Genomic DNA, 13061 nt, shown 5'->3' on the forward strand with positions numbered 1-13061 from the left:
GGTACGTCATGGCCACAATTGATTGCAAGCAAAGCGCCCGGCGCTTCAGGCGCCGGGCGACGATTTCATCCCGCCTGTGCGGAAATCGACTCGGAGATCAGCGGCCGTCGGGTGTGCGAACGCCGGCCCAGCTATCGCGCACCTGATGATAGTGCACGCTCGGGTCATAGACCGTGGTGGGCAGGTTCATCACGGTCGGCGACAGCCGGCCGACCGTGTTCAGCACGGAGTATGACGCAACCACCCGATCATGCTGCGCGGTAACGAGCGCAACGCGCGCGTTGACCAGCGCCTGCTGTGCGTTCAGCACGTCGAGCGTGGTGCGCTGTCCGGCCTTGGCTTCCTCGCGCACGCCGTTCAACGCAATTTCCGACGCCGTCACCTGCGCTTGCGCCGATTGCACCTGCGCCTTGCCGGCGACGAGCTGTCCCCATGCCGTGACCACGTTGGCGCGGGTCTGGTCGCGGGTCTGGTCGAGAACGAGGCGCTGCTGCGCCACCGTTTCCTTGGACTGGCGGATCAGCGAATATTCGGCGCCGCCCTGATAGATCGGCACCGAAAGCTGTGTGATCGCAGACGCGCCGAACGCGCGGTACTGGATCAGGCTCTGCTCATAGGACTGCTGAACCGATGCCTGCAACGTGACGGTCGGCAACAGCGCGCCTTCGGCCACCTTGACCTGGAGGTAGCTGACGTCGATGCCGAACATCGCCGCGGTGACGTTCGGATTTTGCGTCAGGCCGAGCTCGACGGCGGCCGGCAGCGTCGATGGCAGGAAGCGATCGACCGGCGAGCCCGGCGCAAGGTTTTGGGGTTCGTTGCCGATGATGCGGCGGAAGTTCGATCGCGTCGTCGTCAGATTGGCTTCCGCGGTCAGGAGCTGCGTCTTGCCGGCGGCAAGCTGGGCTTCCGACTGCGCGACGTCGGTACGGGTGACTTCGCCGACGTTGAAGCGGTCGCGCGTCTGCTTGAGCGTCTGCTCTAGCACGCGAACGTTGCTCTTCTGCACCTCGACGATCGCGGAATCGCGCAGATAGTCCATGTAGCTTGTCGCGGCACTGAGCAAGACGGTTTGTTCGAGTGCGCGCAAGGCTTCGCGCGCGCCGGAAACCTGCCCCTCGGCCGCCCTGGTCCTGTTCGCGGTCTGCTGGCCGTTGAAGAGCGTCTGCGTGATGGTGGCACCGACGCTGCGCGGCGGATTGGCGCCGTGAATATTGGTGCGAACGAGGACGTCGGCGGTGCCGCCCTGCGTGCTCAGCGTATCCGTATATTGGTAGCCTGCGCTTGCCGTAACCGAGACCCGTGGGCGGTAGCCCGACAGCGCCTGCGGCACGTTCTCGTCGGTGAAGCGCACCTGCGCGCGCTGCGCGTTGAGCTGCGGATTGTTCTGATACGCGCGCACCAGGGCCGCCTCAATCGTGTCGGCCAAGACGGGCGTCGAGCCCATGCATACTAATAGAAGGGCCGAAGCCGCAGCTCCGGCAAATTCCTTCACCCCACGCATCCCAAGCAATCCAATCTTTTTTGGTCGCCCGGCCCATGATCATGGTTGCACATGATCCTTAACCGAACGTCGCTTCACTCGAAGTGAGTCCCGGCTCACCTTAGTCCGCACGTAGGCTGGACGGAACTACTCCGCAAGCAAACGCCGTCGAAACTCTTCACGTGGGGCAATCGTGCCACACTTCTGATTTCGAAGGGGATTTAGCCGGCCGCGAAGGGCGAATATTGGGCGTGGAAACGGCTGAAACGCTAGAAAACGAAGGCCGGAACAAGTTCCATGCCGGGCAGCACCGGGGCGGCGGCATCGAACAGCGTCCGGTGACCGAAATCGCCATGCGAAGCGGTCACGATGGTAGCCCGTGCCGGCCGTGACATCGCAAAGACGCCCACCAATCGGCCGCCACTGCGCAATTGCCGGTAGAGCTGCTCCGGCACGACCTCGGTCGCGCCGTTCAGCACGATGACATCATAAGGCGCGCCTGCCGCGTCGCCATCGGCCGGCGCCGCGGGGCGGACCGTCACGTTTCCACAGCCATTGCGGGCTAGGCTAGCCTGCGCCTTCGCCGCCAGCGCCGAATCGCTCTCGGTTGCGGTCACCTGGGGAGCGAATCGGGCGATCACGGCGGCGGCGTATCCGGTGGCGCAGCCGACCACCAGGACGCGGTCGCTCGCCTTGATGTCAGCCGCCTGCAGCATCTTCGCCAGCACCACCGGCTTGATCAGGAACCGTTTGGCCGCGCTGCCTTCGCTGACATCGAGATCGAGATCCAGATAGGCCAGCGCCTGCTTGTTTTCGGGAACGAAGGCCTCGCGCGGCACCGCCAGCATGGCATCAAGAATTCGGATATCGGTCACGTCGCTCGGACGTACCTGACCATCGACCATTTTCTGGCGCGCGGTCGCAAAACCGGACATAGGCTAAGATCCTGAGAGCATGCGGCATGGCCGCCGAAAGAGCTGAAACCGCGTCATCTTTGGTACAAGCTCCGGCAAAACGCAACATGCGGGCAGCTGCTGCCGAGCCGCCGCCGGTGGCGCGGGCAAGCCGCCTGAAAGTCGCCTACTCGATCGCCACGGCGAGCCGGGCGATCAGCCGCGCGACTTCATCCAGGTGCTCGGTATCATGATCCAGGTACTCCGTATCATGCGCTTCAATGGCTTGCGCGAGCCGAAACAGGCATTCGTCGTCACTCATGGCGGGAATGTCGCTTGGGACGATCGAAGGAACCGCGCGTATCAGGTCGGTCGCAATGGCTGGCATCGAATCAGCTCCCATGAAACCCGGACCGATCGAACCTTTTGGGCGATTGCGTCGAATTGGCGGCCCGATCGATCACACCTGTGTATGACGGATTTGCGCCTGCCTGGTTCCAGCCACCGCCTATCCAGGGCAAAAACAACGACAAATGGTTGTGGCACAGGAGCTTTCCCGTTCCGCTTCAAGCAAGCGCGCAGCCTGTGAATTGGTCCTTTGCAAGCCCGAAAGGCTTTGTTATACGCTGCCCGCTCGCGAACCTTGTTTCGCCTGTTCCTCGGTAGCTCAGCGGTAGAGCATTCGACTGTTAATCGAATGGTCGCTGGTTCGAATCCAGCCCGGGGAGCCAAATCAAATCAATCACTTAGATCGGGTTTCGTCTCCTCCCCTTCAGCGCACGCGTTAGGGCGTGCACACTCTTTGCACACACCAGGTGAGCCGTGATTACGCTCATGGCAGCCGGCGGCGGTGCTGGTGCTGGTCGCTACGTTCGCCGCCGTTGTTTCGATCTCAGCCAAGGTCAATAAGTTCGGCAGCAGCATTGACTGAAGCGGCCCTGACCATTGCGAACATGGGGAACGACTCCGGCCCGGGGCCGGGCGCAAATGCCCCACCTTCACCATGATTCTTGCATACATCCGTCCAACGCCTGCTGGGGCAGGACAGCGCCAATGGCTGCTAGTTTCCATGACACAACGGATGAGGAGTTCGAGGTGCAGATTCGCAACCTCGTGCGCGTCGTGTCGGTCTGCACCTTGGGGCTTTGGTCCTTTTCTGCGGGCCTGCTGATCGGGACCTTCTATCTGTTTTGAAAGTATTGCGGACGGGCGACTTCCGCTTTAGGTCGGCCGTTACGTCAGCCATCGCCCTTACCCAACCCCGTACGGCTTGTTGAGAAAGTAATCGCGGTTGCCCAGCGCCTTTTCTGCGTACTGATCGATCGCAATGGTGATCGCCTGGACGTGTTGATAGCAGTGGCCTTCACGCGTTGCCCGCTGCCGCAGTTCGGCGAGCGTGTTGATCCATGGCGAGTTGCCCGCCTTCTCGTCGTGCCATTTCAATTGTCGCGCATCACCAACTCCGGCCGCCAAGGACGCGCCCCTTCGTTGGCCGCCCTCCCTTGAGCCGGTCCCGCTCGGCGCAAAGGTCTTCGATCTTCGCCAGCGGAACGGACGTGATCTAGGTCCATAGCGCTCCTTCATTGCTCACTGGATCGTTCGAATGAGCCCCTCAGCACGGCGCCCGAGCAAGATCATTGCCCGAGTAGATTTTATTGCCCTGGTCCACCTCGTTTGAGGATCCAATACCGCTTCCAGCTGGCCGGTGGCTCCTCACCTTGAGGGATGCCGCCAGCTACATCACGAAGTTGCCCAAGGCCGAGCACTCCGCCCCCGAATGGCAGGCCGCTATGGAGGCGCTAATCCTTGTTGCGGGGAGCGGCGGCCCGACGATGATGGCGCGGATCGGAGTCATGAAGGCGCTGAACCGTCATGTCGAGCGGGTGTTCAATCCCGATCGGAAAGATACCCACTGGGGCAAACGGAAGCTCAAGAGGGACCAATGACCGTCTTTGTCTACGTCAACACCAGCAAGCAGGTCGGCGATCCCGAGCACGTCAAGGTGCTCGCCAACGTGGATGCTGCAGAAAAATGGTTCGAGGAGAACGATCCTGAGGGCGTGGCCTTTGAGTACGAGGTTCTGGAATGAAAGAGGCCGCCAACTGAGGCGGCCTTACTTTCTTAAGGCCCATCCAGCGCGCGCAAGCGCGCGCTGGAGCAGCTTGTCCCTCTACTTCTTCTTCATGCCGGAGTCGCGTTGATTTTTCGCATATAGCTCGCGGTCAGCGGCACTAACCTGGCCCAACATGGGCGGAGCTGCGCCACCCGTGTTCGTGGTCGTGGCGGCGGCGGCAGGTGCCTTCGGCTTCGTCGTTTTCTTGGCTGCCAAAGCGCCAGAAGTGGAGACAGCGAAGATCGCAAGACCGACAAGAATTATTTTCTTCATGCACAGCTCTCCCTTAACTTGGAAAAAGGACGCGCCGGCAGTCGAGCATAAAGCTCGCATCACGGCAAGCTGGAGTGCTACGCTCTAGGCATGACACGTCCCCTTTCGAAAGGCCCGCCAGCGTGAACCGGCGGGCCCGGAAACAACATTAGGACAATGCCCTCGCCGCGATGTGCTGAATGTCGGCGAAGATCGACACCGCCATCGCTTCCTCGCAGCCGCCAGGAATGCTGTCGACTTTCTCACCGTGCCTCCAAAGTTCGGCACATCGCACTTTTGCCCGCATCCCTTCGATTGTGTCTGCAGGCGTTTCGGCGATGTCGTTTTCGAGCCGGAAAACGTTTCTCTCAGCTCGTTTGCTCCAAAGCAATTGTTGACGCGTCGGGCATTCGGCATCAAGTCGCAATGAACCGCATCGATCTCAACTCAGATTATACTTCTGAATGCGGGTCGTGTAGCTAGTATAGCTCGCATAAGTGCCGACGACATAAGTCAGCGCATTTGAGCCCGCCAGCTTTGTTGGCCGGAATTTCTTTTCGCTGCTAATCTGATGATAGCAGATTCACTGGATCGGCACCCGCAGCTTGCAGCGACATGCCGTTAGGCGTGACGGTGGCTTGAAGCTCTCTCGGAAAATTGCCAGCGCCGTCTTGTTATCCAGACGCGGAACTGCATGATGTTAGCCATCTTTGTTTCCCCTACCCGGCGGCATGTTGGGCGAAGCAGAACTAAATTTCCAGTTCAGTCACTTTTCACCACTGGCGAGTTCATCAAAAATGCTGCGCGGGTGCGAGTTCCGGGTGGATCGCCGCTATTAAAAGCAACGTCGGCGTGAAGACGAGCGGGCTGGAACGTCCGCTAGCACCGACCATTCGATTGCTCGCCGATTTTGCGTTCGCTTCGGCGACCATTCGAACTTTTGGCGGACGTGACCTGAGAGCGGTTCGGACTTCAATGTCTCCCGTAAGCTACTGATTTCGTTACAGGTCCGGACATGTCTGGCCATGTCATGCAACACCCACAGGTAGTATGCGACTGTTAATCGAATGGTCGCTGGTTCGAATCCAGCCCGGGGAGCCAGTTACGGCTTTATGTCCTCCGACACGACAGATTAAATCCCGGCCAGCGCGGCACATACGCCCGCTGGGCCGAGAAGCCTCGCCGCGTTTTGCCGGATATCTTTTCCGCAATTCGCCAGCTGTCGCGCGCGCGCCACGAAACGGCTGCGCCGGCCGGTGTTCTGGCCCGAAGCCATCGGAAGCCGCCCGCTCAGCCCGGCCAGCACTTCCTTTCAGGAGAACATGATTCACCCTACAACCGGGGGGATTGATATTTAATTCTGAAAATTAAATCTACTCCCTTGACTAGCTATATAATAACTGAGAGGGTCGCATTATAATAAATCGTTAAAAATTGGGGTGTCCCGACATGGGCAAGGTATTTAAAATTCTGACCGCAGGTTTGTTCGCCGCTGCAGTGCATTCACCGGCCAATGCAGCACTCGTGAGCTTCACCGGCGACGGCAATTTTTCCAACGTCACGAATTGCGGCGGCAGCCCCAGTTGTTCCATTACCAACAACGGCAATGTGCTCAAAATGTCGGGCGCATCCAACTATCAAAACAAGCCGAGCACGCTGACCATCACGGACATCGTCGGCACCAACGTCCCGACCGATAAGAACGATTACGTTATCGGCAAGATCACCTGGGTGAATCTGGCCACCTACAACACCGACCAGAACTTCAACGTCAACTACACGTTCTCGCTGAACTTCACCTCGCCGAGCAATGCGTTTGATTCTCAGGTGTTCAACCTGAACATCCAGCAGACGACCAACCCGTCGCCTGACAACGTGTTCAACATCACCCAGGCAACGCTCAACAACCTTGGTCCATTCGTCCTCAACGGCGTCAAGGTTTCCGACATTCACTTCGTTGAATATGGCGATGGATGGTACGACGGCACCAAATGGGTGAATCCCGAGGGCGGAACGTCGACGCTCAAGATCGTGGCAGACTTCACCGCCGTAGCTGCGGTCCCGGAACCGTCGACCTGGGCGATGATGATCCTCGGCTTCGCCGGCGTCGGCTTCATGGCCTATCGCCGCAAGCGGAATGGAAGCGCTCTCACGGCTGCTTGATCTCACGCGCTGAAAACAATTCGAAAGCCGCCCCCTGATCCGGGGCGGCTTTTGTTTGTCGGCATCTCCGGCGCCCTACCTTGCCGCAATCGCCGCAATAAACAGCGCGCAAGCTGCCGTGGATGCGACCGTCCGCACGTGGTTCCACAACGTCCAGTCCGTCAGATAGCGCGCCCACAGCGAGGCGGCCTCGGGGCTTGCGGGGTCGGCCGCGGCAAGCGCGTTGTTCAAGGGCACGTTGAAGATCATCGTGACGACGAACATGCCGAGCACATAGAGCACGCCGCCGGCCACCATGGCCATCGCGCCGGGCTCGCCCCAGCGAAACAGCGCGGTCACCGCCAGCGCTGCGCTCGCAGCCGTCGTCGCCAGGAAGATCGGCAGGAACAGCGATTGGACGATCGCAACGTTGATCGCATTCATCGCCGCGATGCCTGCCGCCTGCCCGATGCGGCCAAGCGCCGTCATGATGAAGGCCGAAAACGCGAAATAAAGACCGGCGAGCAGGCCGCAGCCAACAGCGGAAAACCACAGCAGGCCGACCATCAACATCTGCAGCATGATCATGCCCTCCAGACACCGGTCGCCGCGGTTCGGCGGACGTAATCGGCAAAGTCGCGCGCGGGGCGGCCGAGCGCCTGTTCGACGCCGTGCGCGACATCAGAATTGCGCCCGTCGAGCACGACGGTGAACAACTCGAGCAGAAGCGCGATGTATTCCTCGGGCACATGGGGCCGCATGCCGTCGGCAAACTCTTCCGAACCGATCTGCCGATAGTGCACCGGCCGCCCCGCGGCCCGGGCGATCTCGGCCACGGCTTGCGCAAACGTCAGCGCGCGCGGCCCCGTCACCTCATAGACCTTGCCGGCATGACGCCGATCCGTCAGCGCGGCGACGCCGACCTCGGCGATGTCATCGGCGTCGATGAACGGTTCGGGCACGGCACCCGCCGGCAAAGCGATCTCGCCGGCCAGCACGCCGTCGAGCAGATAGCCTTCGGAAAAATTCTGGTCGAACCAGCTTGCGCGCACGATGGTCCAGGGAACGCCGGATTGCTGCAACGCCGCCTCCGCCCGTTGCGCCCCCGGCTCGCCGCGGCCCGACAGCAATACGACGCGCTCCAGTCCGTTCGCGCGCGCCAGCCGGCTGACCTCCGCGATCGCCTCGGCGGCGCCCTCGACGGCAAGATCCGGCTGGAAGGTGACATAGGCCATCGAGACGCCGGCAAGCGCGGCCGGCCATGTCTCGGGCCGGGTCCAGTCGAACGGAATGGGCGTCGAACGCGACACCGGCCGCGTCGGGACGCCGCTCGCCCTTAGCAGCGCATTGACGCGCGCCCCGGTCTTGCCGGCGCCGCCGATGATCAGGATCGGAAGTTCTGACATGGATCATCCTTTCGGAACGCAATACGAGAATACCTCGTATTTGCTAAACCCGATAAACTCTCGTATTAGTAACGTCAAGTCGCTTTTATGTGAGAGGATCGATGCCGAGGGGAAAAGCCGGACAGAAAGCCGCCGAAGCAGGCGCTGGGGGATTGGCGCGCCTCGTCCCGACCCAGCAGCGCAGCCGCGAGCGGTTCGAGAAAATCCTCGCATGCGCGGCAGCGCTGATGGCTGAAAAGGGCAGCGAAGCCTTCCGCATGAGCGACGTCGTCGAGCGCAGCGGCGTACCGTTCGGCTCGCTCTATCAATACTTTCCGGACAAGACCGCGATCATCGGCACGCTGGCGGAACGCTACAATGCGGTTGGCCGCGACTGCGTCCGGCGCGACCTCGCCGTGGTCAGGAACGCAAGGGATCTGCATCCGGCTTTGTGCCGTATTACCGACAGCTACTATCAGATGTTCATGGACGTGCCGGTCATGCGCGATATCTGGCAAGCGACGCAGGCCGACCGTGCCTTGCAAAAACTCGACGAGGAGGACGGCGTCTATCTCGCCGGGCTGCTCGGCGATGCGCTGCGGCGGATCGCACCCGGCGCGCCCGCAACCGCCCTCGCCTCGTTTTCCCAACTGATCATGACGCTGATCGCCGCCACAGTCCGCCACGCCATTACGCAGGACGCGAAGGAAGCGGCCCGCATTCTCACTTTGTTCAAGCGGATGCTGCCGAAGAATCTGGCCGCGCTGGAGATGTAAGGAAGCGGTTGGTGCTCACTGCTCGAACACCGCAGCACAAGCCGGGCTCAAGCTCGACTTCTGCCGGCGCAGGCATGCGGTAATCGCCCGGGCGTTCGGGATCTCGCCGGCGCAGAGGCGGTAGACGTCGGGCGTGCAGGCCCGGCGTTGTTCGGGGGTGCCTTGCTGGGCAGTGGCCGAGCCGCTCGCCATCAGCGTGAGCAGGAAGCCGAGCGTCGAAGCCCGGCGCGAACGAAAGAGCCCTGCCGCACTTCGCGCAAACCGTGCCTTCATGACCGCGTCTCCTTGGATCGTGCCCGCCTTGACAAGGCCGGCGTCATCCAGGCGAATACGCGAACTAAATTTTGCAAAAAGTGGTTTTTCTCACACTCGACCCCGCCTGCGCGGGGTTAGCGTTTGAGCGGGGAACTCAACACTTCAGTAACCAGCTTTGCCGCGGTCGCCGAATCGTTAAAATTCGAGCGATCCGCTCAATATGGAAACAAAATAGTTTTGCGACCATCGCCTCTGGAACCCCGGAGAGCGCGATGAGCGAAGTTGAATACGACTTGCTGCTGGAAGCCGTTCAAACGGCTGTTGCGCCAGTCCCGGAGGATGATTTCGTGGTCCAGACCCAGCACTCTTATCCGTCGCCGCGTGCCGCCAACGACAACCGGGGCCCGTGGCCGCTGGTTCCGTTTCCCGAGGGCTGGTACGCCGTCTGCTGAAGCGCGGCTGACCTCCTGCGGCCTCTCCTATAATCGGCCTAAGCCATTGATTATATGGATGGAGGCCACGACCAGAATTGAACTGGTGTACACGGTTTTGCAGACCGTTGCGTAACCACTCCGCCACGTGGCCCCATCGGGCGCACTCATATACGCCCTGCCCCGGATAGGCAACCAAGCAGCGCTGGCCCTGCGCAGCACTGGTTAGCAAACTGAAACAGTCCGGATCGTGCCGCCCGGCCGGCGCCTCAATTGGCGGACCTATCGCCGATACGGTTGTTCCGAAGACCAAGCTTTGCAGTCCTGGCGCGGATACCCGCGACCGTCCGCTTCATTTCCAGCGCGATAGCCCTCGGCGGCTCGCCGTTACGAATCAACGATCGCAACAGCGCATCGTCTTCCGCCGTCCATTCAGCGCCGCTCAGTTGAAAGCGCTCTTCGCGGCTTGCTTCCGCGACTGGCGACGCAAACCTCGCCCAGCCCAGCGTCTCATGGAAAATGACAACGAAGGCGATCCAGAGCACGATGGCGCGTCCTTCCGACAAGGCGGCGGATTTGAGATGTTCCGCGCTGAACGCAGCCGGGCGCAAGGCGTCCAGAGCCGGCCAGATGTCGACGGCGATCGCACTGATGACATACACGTAGAGCGACACGAAGGGGCCGGCGGCGATGGCACCGATGGCCGCAATCAGCCAAAGCGGCAGTCTTCGCCCGGCGCTTTTGCTCACCAATTGGGTGACAAGGCCGGTCAGGCACCAAGGCACAATGGCGAGCGAGAGGATGTAGACGGTCGCGCCGGTGCCTCCCATGATGGCCGTGTACGGTCCGAGAACGGCCGAAGTTATCGCCAGCACGATCGGAACGCCGCAGAAGAAGACGAGATCAATCGAAGCCTGTCTCAACAGGCGCAAATGCGCGACCAATTCCATCCCGTTGCTCCGCTTGCATCCGACGCGTCCGTCATAGTGCGGGGGAAAGAATGGAGCAACCTTCAGGCGCCGCGCGTCACGAGACGTGACCGAGTCTCAGGTCGGAACGGACATCCGACCTGCCATCTGGCGCGTGCCGTCATCGACATCTCGGTGACGGCCGTGCGACCTAGAATACCCAGCTTATGGCCGCGACGACGAACGGCGCGGCCGCCACCAGGACCGGCCACAGCCGGAACATCAGGCGGCGAGATTACTACCTGCGGCAATTTTCTTTTTGAGCGTCTCGCAGACGGTCCGGACTTCGGATGTCATCAGGGAACAATCCTCGATCTGCAGGAAGTAGCGCTTGCCTTCCTCACGATAATTCGCCGCCAACTCCTTGATCTCGCTCACCGTGGCGTGAACGCCTGCGACCATCGCCTCACATTTCCTGGCGGCCTCGGTCAGTTCGGCACCGAGGGCTTCAATCTCTTTCACTGCCGCGTCGTATTCGCGGACCACGGCTTCGGCCGAGAGCTTGCCGACCTGATTGACCCCTTCCCTGTGCTCGACGTAGTCGGGCATCGGGCCTTTCGGCAACGGATGATCGTGGCTTTCGGACACTTCTCGGAGGACCGGCCCTCGCCGGGTTCTGCTGATTATGTTGCCGATTTCTCCTTCCAGTCCATCAGCGTCGAGTAATGGAGAACGCGTCAGAATTTCTGTGCTTAAAGTCATCGACTAAGCTCCAAATTGTTACGCGGAGGGTAAGGAATTTATCACCGTCAAGGGCCGTGTCACCATTGTCCACAGCCGTTTCCGGGCAAAACAGGATTACCTATGTCGTGAGGCCGACATTGGAACCAGACGGGTAACGGTGCAACACTGGACACCCAGCGAGACACACGCACCTCGTCGACAGCCCTCTGGTTGAAAGGTCGGAAGTCAGCCCCGCTTGCGCCGCCGATAGTCCTTCTTCTTCGGCTTGGGCGCGAGCTCGGGCATTTCGGCCTGCACTTCCCGATACCGCGCCAGCATTCGGTCAAAGCTGGCGTTGAGCGCCTCGGCGATCTCAGGCCGCTTTTCGAGCCCCGCCAGCAGCAGGCCTGCGGCCTCGATCGTGGAAAGGCCGTCGCCGCGCGGCTCCTTGCGGAGCTTGCCGTAACGTGACGGGCGTTTCGGGCCCAGAATGACCCGCTGGCATTTCAGCATCCACGCATTGCGCCACCACAGCGCCTTGGCCTGGCTCCAGGTTCCGTCGAGCAGCACGATGCCTTCGATGTCGGAGAGGGTGGCGCGCTGGTGCGGCTCGACCTCGCCCTTGCGATTGATTGCGACGATTTCGGCATCGGTATCGAGATCGGCGACCTTGGCTGAGCCGAGATAAAGCACCGCCCAGCGCGAGGGATCATCGACCTTCCGTCCCAGCGCCTTGGAGAGGCTTGGCCAGGACAGGCCGATCTTGACGACCGCATCCTTGAAATGCATCGCGGTCAGCCGCGCGGTGCCGAGCGCCCTGTCCTGCTCCTGCGGGTGCTGCAGGATCAACAGCGAGATGCGGCTCTTGATCGGCGTAACGCTGTCGCAGATACAGAGCGGCAGCGGCTTGCCGCAATGCGGACAGTCCGGGACCACCTCTTCGGCGGCGCCGGACTTGGGGACGCCGGACTTGGGGACGCCAAACTTGGGATTGGCTTGTTCTGACATTCGCCCGCTATACGCTTCGTGGCGGGTAATTCAACCGTTCGGCAGGCACCGTGACCGCCGGCGCCGCACTTGCAAGGCCGGCTGAAGCCGAAAAAACCGCGGCCTTGTCCCTTTCACGAGAGTTTCGCCGAATACGCTCCGCAGCCGAACCGGGAGACGAAGAAGATGCTCTTGCATCGAATTTGGCGTTGGTGATGAGATGGTCCGAAACTGATATCGAGACGCTCCGCCTCACCGGTTCAGGCCGCTGATCGTCAAGGCTGTGGAAATTGTGCGATTGTTGGTCATGGTGATAAACGACCCAAACTGCAACTGGAGAGCACTGGAATGTCAGCAAGTGAAATGGACAAGACGGCATTGAAACCATCATTTGCCCCTTCGCCGTTGACGACTTTTTTTATAAAGCTTGCCGCTGTCACTTGTGCGGTGCTCGTGTTTTTTTATGTGGCCTTCACTCTTATTACGGGCTTCATCGAAGAGCGGGCGAATGAACTGGCGATACTAAAAGGTGGCCCGGCATTTTGGGGAACAATGGAAGAAAAACTGTACAAACTTGCCAGCGGCCCGGATTTGCCGCCTGAGAAGAAAGAAAAAATCGTCAGTGCTCTGCGAACCCTTTCCGTTCGCTACAAGCCATACGTCGATGCCATTGCGGGCGATGTGAAAAGCCAACAGCAACGCTGAGGCCTGCA

General features: G+C 60.8%; 19 protein-coding genes and 2 tRNA genes. 8 read left to right on the forward strand and 13 right to left on the reverse strand.

What is annotated here, in order from left to right; translation table 11 throughout:
- Positions 1-97 precede the first annotated feature (97 nt).
- The 3 genes from V1294_RS21710 to V1294_RS21720 form a co-directional block, all read right to left on the reverse strand.
- Positions 98-1504, reverse strand: coding sequence for a TolC family outer membrane protein (locus tag V1294_RS21710; protein WP_334500006.1), 1407 nt, complete (start codon positions 1502-1504; stop codon positions 98-100).
- A gap of 248 nt (positions 1505-1752) precedes the next feature.
- Entirely contained in the window at positions 1753-2418 is a 666-nt protein-coding gene (locus tag V1294_RS21715; RefSeq protein WP_334500009.1) for a protein-L-isoaspartate O-methyltransferase family protein, read from the reverse strand.
- A gap of 145 nt (positions 2419-2563) precedes the next feature.
- Positions 2564-2764, reverse strand: coding sequence for a hypothetical protein (locus tag V1294_RS21720; RefSeq protein ID WP_334500012.1), 201 nt, complete (start codon positions 2762-2764; stop codon positions 2564-2566).
- A 268-nt stretch (positions 2765-3032) separates the two neighbouring features.
- Between V1294_RS21720 and V1294_RS21725 the strand changes: the two genes are divergently transcribed.
- Positions 3033-3107: transfer RNA gene (locus tag V1294_RS21725), tRNA-Asn, on the forward strand.
- A 322-nt stretch (positions 3108-3429) separates the two neighbouring features.
- The gene (locus V1294_RS21730; protein WP_334500015.1) at positions 3430-3570 is read left to right on the forward strand and encodes a hypothetical protein; all 141 of its coding nucleotides are present in this window, start codon (positions 3430-3432) and stop codon (positions 3568-3570) included.
- Between the two features lie 57 nt (positions 3571-3627).
- Here the strand turns inward: V1294_RS21730 and V1294_RS21735 are convergent, their stop codons facing one another.
- Positions 3628-3849: a hypothetical protein gene (locus tag V1294_RS21735; protein ID WP_334500018.1), complete on the reverse strand. Its 222-nt coding sequence runs from the start codon at positions 3847-3849 to the stop codon at positions 3628-3630.
- A gap of 245 nt (positions 3850-4094) precedes the next feature.
- Here V1294_RS21735 and V1294_RS21740 point away from each other — a divergent pair, with 245 nt between their 5' ends.
- Both V1294_RS21740 and V1294_RS21745 read left to right on the forward strand, forming a co-directional pair.
- Complete coding sequence (locus tag V1294_RS21740; RefSeq protein ID WP_334500021.1) at positions 4095-4322, forward strand: hypothetical protein; 228 nt, start codon at positions 4095-4097, stop codon at positions 4320-4322.
- Entirely contained in the window at positions 4319-4465 is a 147-nt protein-coding gene (locus tag V1294_RS21745; protein ID WP_334480709.1) for a hypothetical protein, read from the forward strand. Before V1294_RS21740 ends, V1294_RS21745 begins: the two co-directional genes overlap by 4 nt.
- An 81-nt stretch (positions 4466-4546) precedes the next feature.
- On the opposite strand, the gene V1294_RS21750 is transcribed toward V1294_RS21745, so the two are convergent.
- Both V1294_RS21750 and V1294_RS21755 read right to left on the reverse strand, forming a co-directional pair.
- Positions 4547-4762 (reverse strand): hypothetical protein, encoded by a 216-nt coding sequence (locus V1294_RS21750; protein ID WP_334500023.1) that lies wholly within the window; start codon positions 4760-4762, stop codon positions 4547-4549.
- A 148-nt stretch (positions 4763-4910) separates the two neighbouring features.
- Entirely contained in the window at positions 4911-5168 is a 258-nt protein-coding gene (locus V1294_RS21755) for a hypothetical protein (protein ID WP_334480707.1), read from the reverse strand.
- 1022 nt (positions 5169-6190) lie between these two features.
- Between V1294_RS21755 and V1294_RS21760 the strand changes: the two genes are divergently transcribed.
- A complete protein-coding gene (locus V1294_RS21760) occupies positions 6191-6904 on the forward strand; it encodes a choice-of-anchor K domain-containing protein (RefSeq protein WP_334500025.1) in 714 nt (237 codons plus the stop codon).
- Positions 6905-6979: 75 nt separating this feature from the next.
- On the opposite strand, the gene V1294_RS21765 is transcribed toward V1294_RS21760, so the two are convergent.
- Together V1294_RS21765 and V1294_RS21770 are read right to left on the reverse strand one after the other, a co-directional pair.
- The gene (locus V1294_RS21765; protein ID WP_334500028.1) at positions 6980-7465 is read right to left on the reverse strand and encodes an anthrone oxygenase family protein; all 486 of its coding nucleotides are present in this window, start codon (positions 7463-7465) and stop codon (positions 6980-6982) included.
- Positions 7466-7467: 2 nt separating this feature from the next.
- Positions 7468-8289 (reverse strand): NmrA family NAD(P)-binding protein, encoded by an 822-nt coding sequence (locus tag V1294_RS21770; RefSeq protein WP_334500030.1) that lies wholly within the window; start codon positions 8287-8289, stop codon positions 7468-7470.
- Between the two features lie 101 nt (positions 8290-8390).
- Here V1294_RS21770 and V1294_RS21775 point away from each other — a divergent pair, with 101 nt between their 5' ends.
- Positions 8391-9044 carry a TetR/AcrR family transcriptional regulator gene (locus V1294_RS21775; RefSeq protein WP_334480700.1) on the forward strand — a complete coding sequence of 218 codons (654 nt, stop codon included), beginning with the start codon at positions 8391-8393 and terminating at the stop codon, positions 9042-9044.
- A 15-nt stretch (positions 9045-9059) separates the two neighbouring features.
- Here V1294_RS21775 and V1294_RS21780 read toward each other — a convergent pair whose 3' ends face one another.
- Complete coding sequence (locus tag V1294_RS21780) at positions 9060-9317, reverse strand: hypothetical protein (protein WP_334500033.1); 258 nt, start codon at positions 9315-9317, stop codon at positions 9060-9062.
- Between the two features lie 254 nt (positions 9318-9571).
- Between V1294_RS21780 and V1294_RS21785 the strand changes: the two genes are divergently transcribed.
- Positions 9572-9751 (forward strand): hypothetical protein, encoded by a 180-nt coding sequence (locus V1294_RS21785; RefSeq protein ID WP_334500036.1) that lies wholly within the window; start codon positions 9572-9574, stop codon positions 9749-9751.
- A gap of 59 nt (positions 9752-9810) precedes the next feature.
- On the opposite strand, the gene V1294_RS21790 is transcribed toward V1294_RS21785, so the two are convergent.
- From V1294_RS21790 to V1294_RS21805, 4 genes are all read right to left on the reverse strand, one after another.
- A tRNA-Cys gene (locus tag V1294_RS21790) sits at positions 9811-9884 on the reverse strand.
- A gap of 115 nt (positions 9885-9999) precedes the next feature.
- Positions 10000-10680, reverse strand: coding sequence for a hypothetical protein (locus V1294_RS21795; RefSeq protein WP_334500039.1), 681 nt, complete (start codon positions 10678-10680; stop codon positions 10000-10002).
- Positions 10681-10920: 240 nt separating this feature from the next.
- Positions 10921-11400, reverse strand: a complete 480-nt coding sequence (locus V1294_RS21800) for a hypothetical protein (RefSeq protein WP_334480695.1) — start codon at positions 11398-11400, stop codon at positions 10921-10923.
- A 207-nt stretch (positions 11401-11607) separates the two neighbouring features.
- On the reverse strand, positions 11608-12369 hold the full coding sequence (locus tag V1294_RS21805) for a tRNA-uridine aminocarboxypropyltransferase (RefSeq protein ID WP_334500042.1): 762 nt from the start codon (positions 12367-12369) through the stop codon (positions 11608-11610).
- A 327-nt stretch (positions 12370-12696) separates the two neighbouring features.
- Between V1294_RS21805 and V1294_RS21810 the strand changes: the two genes are divergently transcribed.
- The gene (locus tag V1294_RS21810) at positions 12697-13053 is read left to right on the forward strand and encodes a hypothetical protein (protein ID WP_334500044.1); all 357 of its coding nucleotides are present in this window, start codon (positions 12697-12699) and stop codon (positions 13051-13053) included.
- Positions 13054-13061: the final 8 nt, after the last annotated feature.

This window comes from Bradyrhizobium sp. AZCC 1678 (assembly GCF_036924765.1).
Taxonomy (GTDB): domain Bacteria; phylum Pseudomonadota; class Alphaproteobacteria; order Rhizobiales; family Xanthobacteraceae; genus Bradyrhizobium; species Bradyrhizobium algeriense.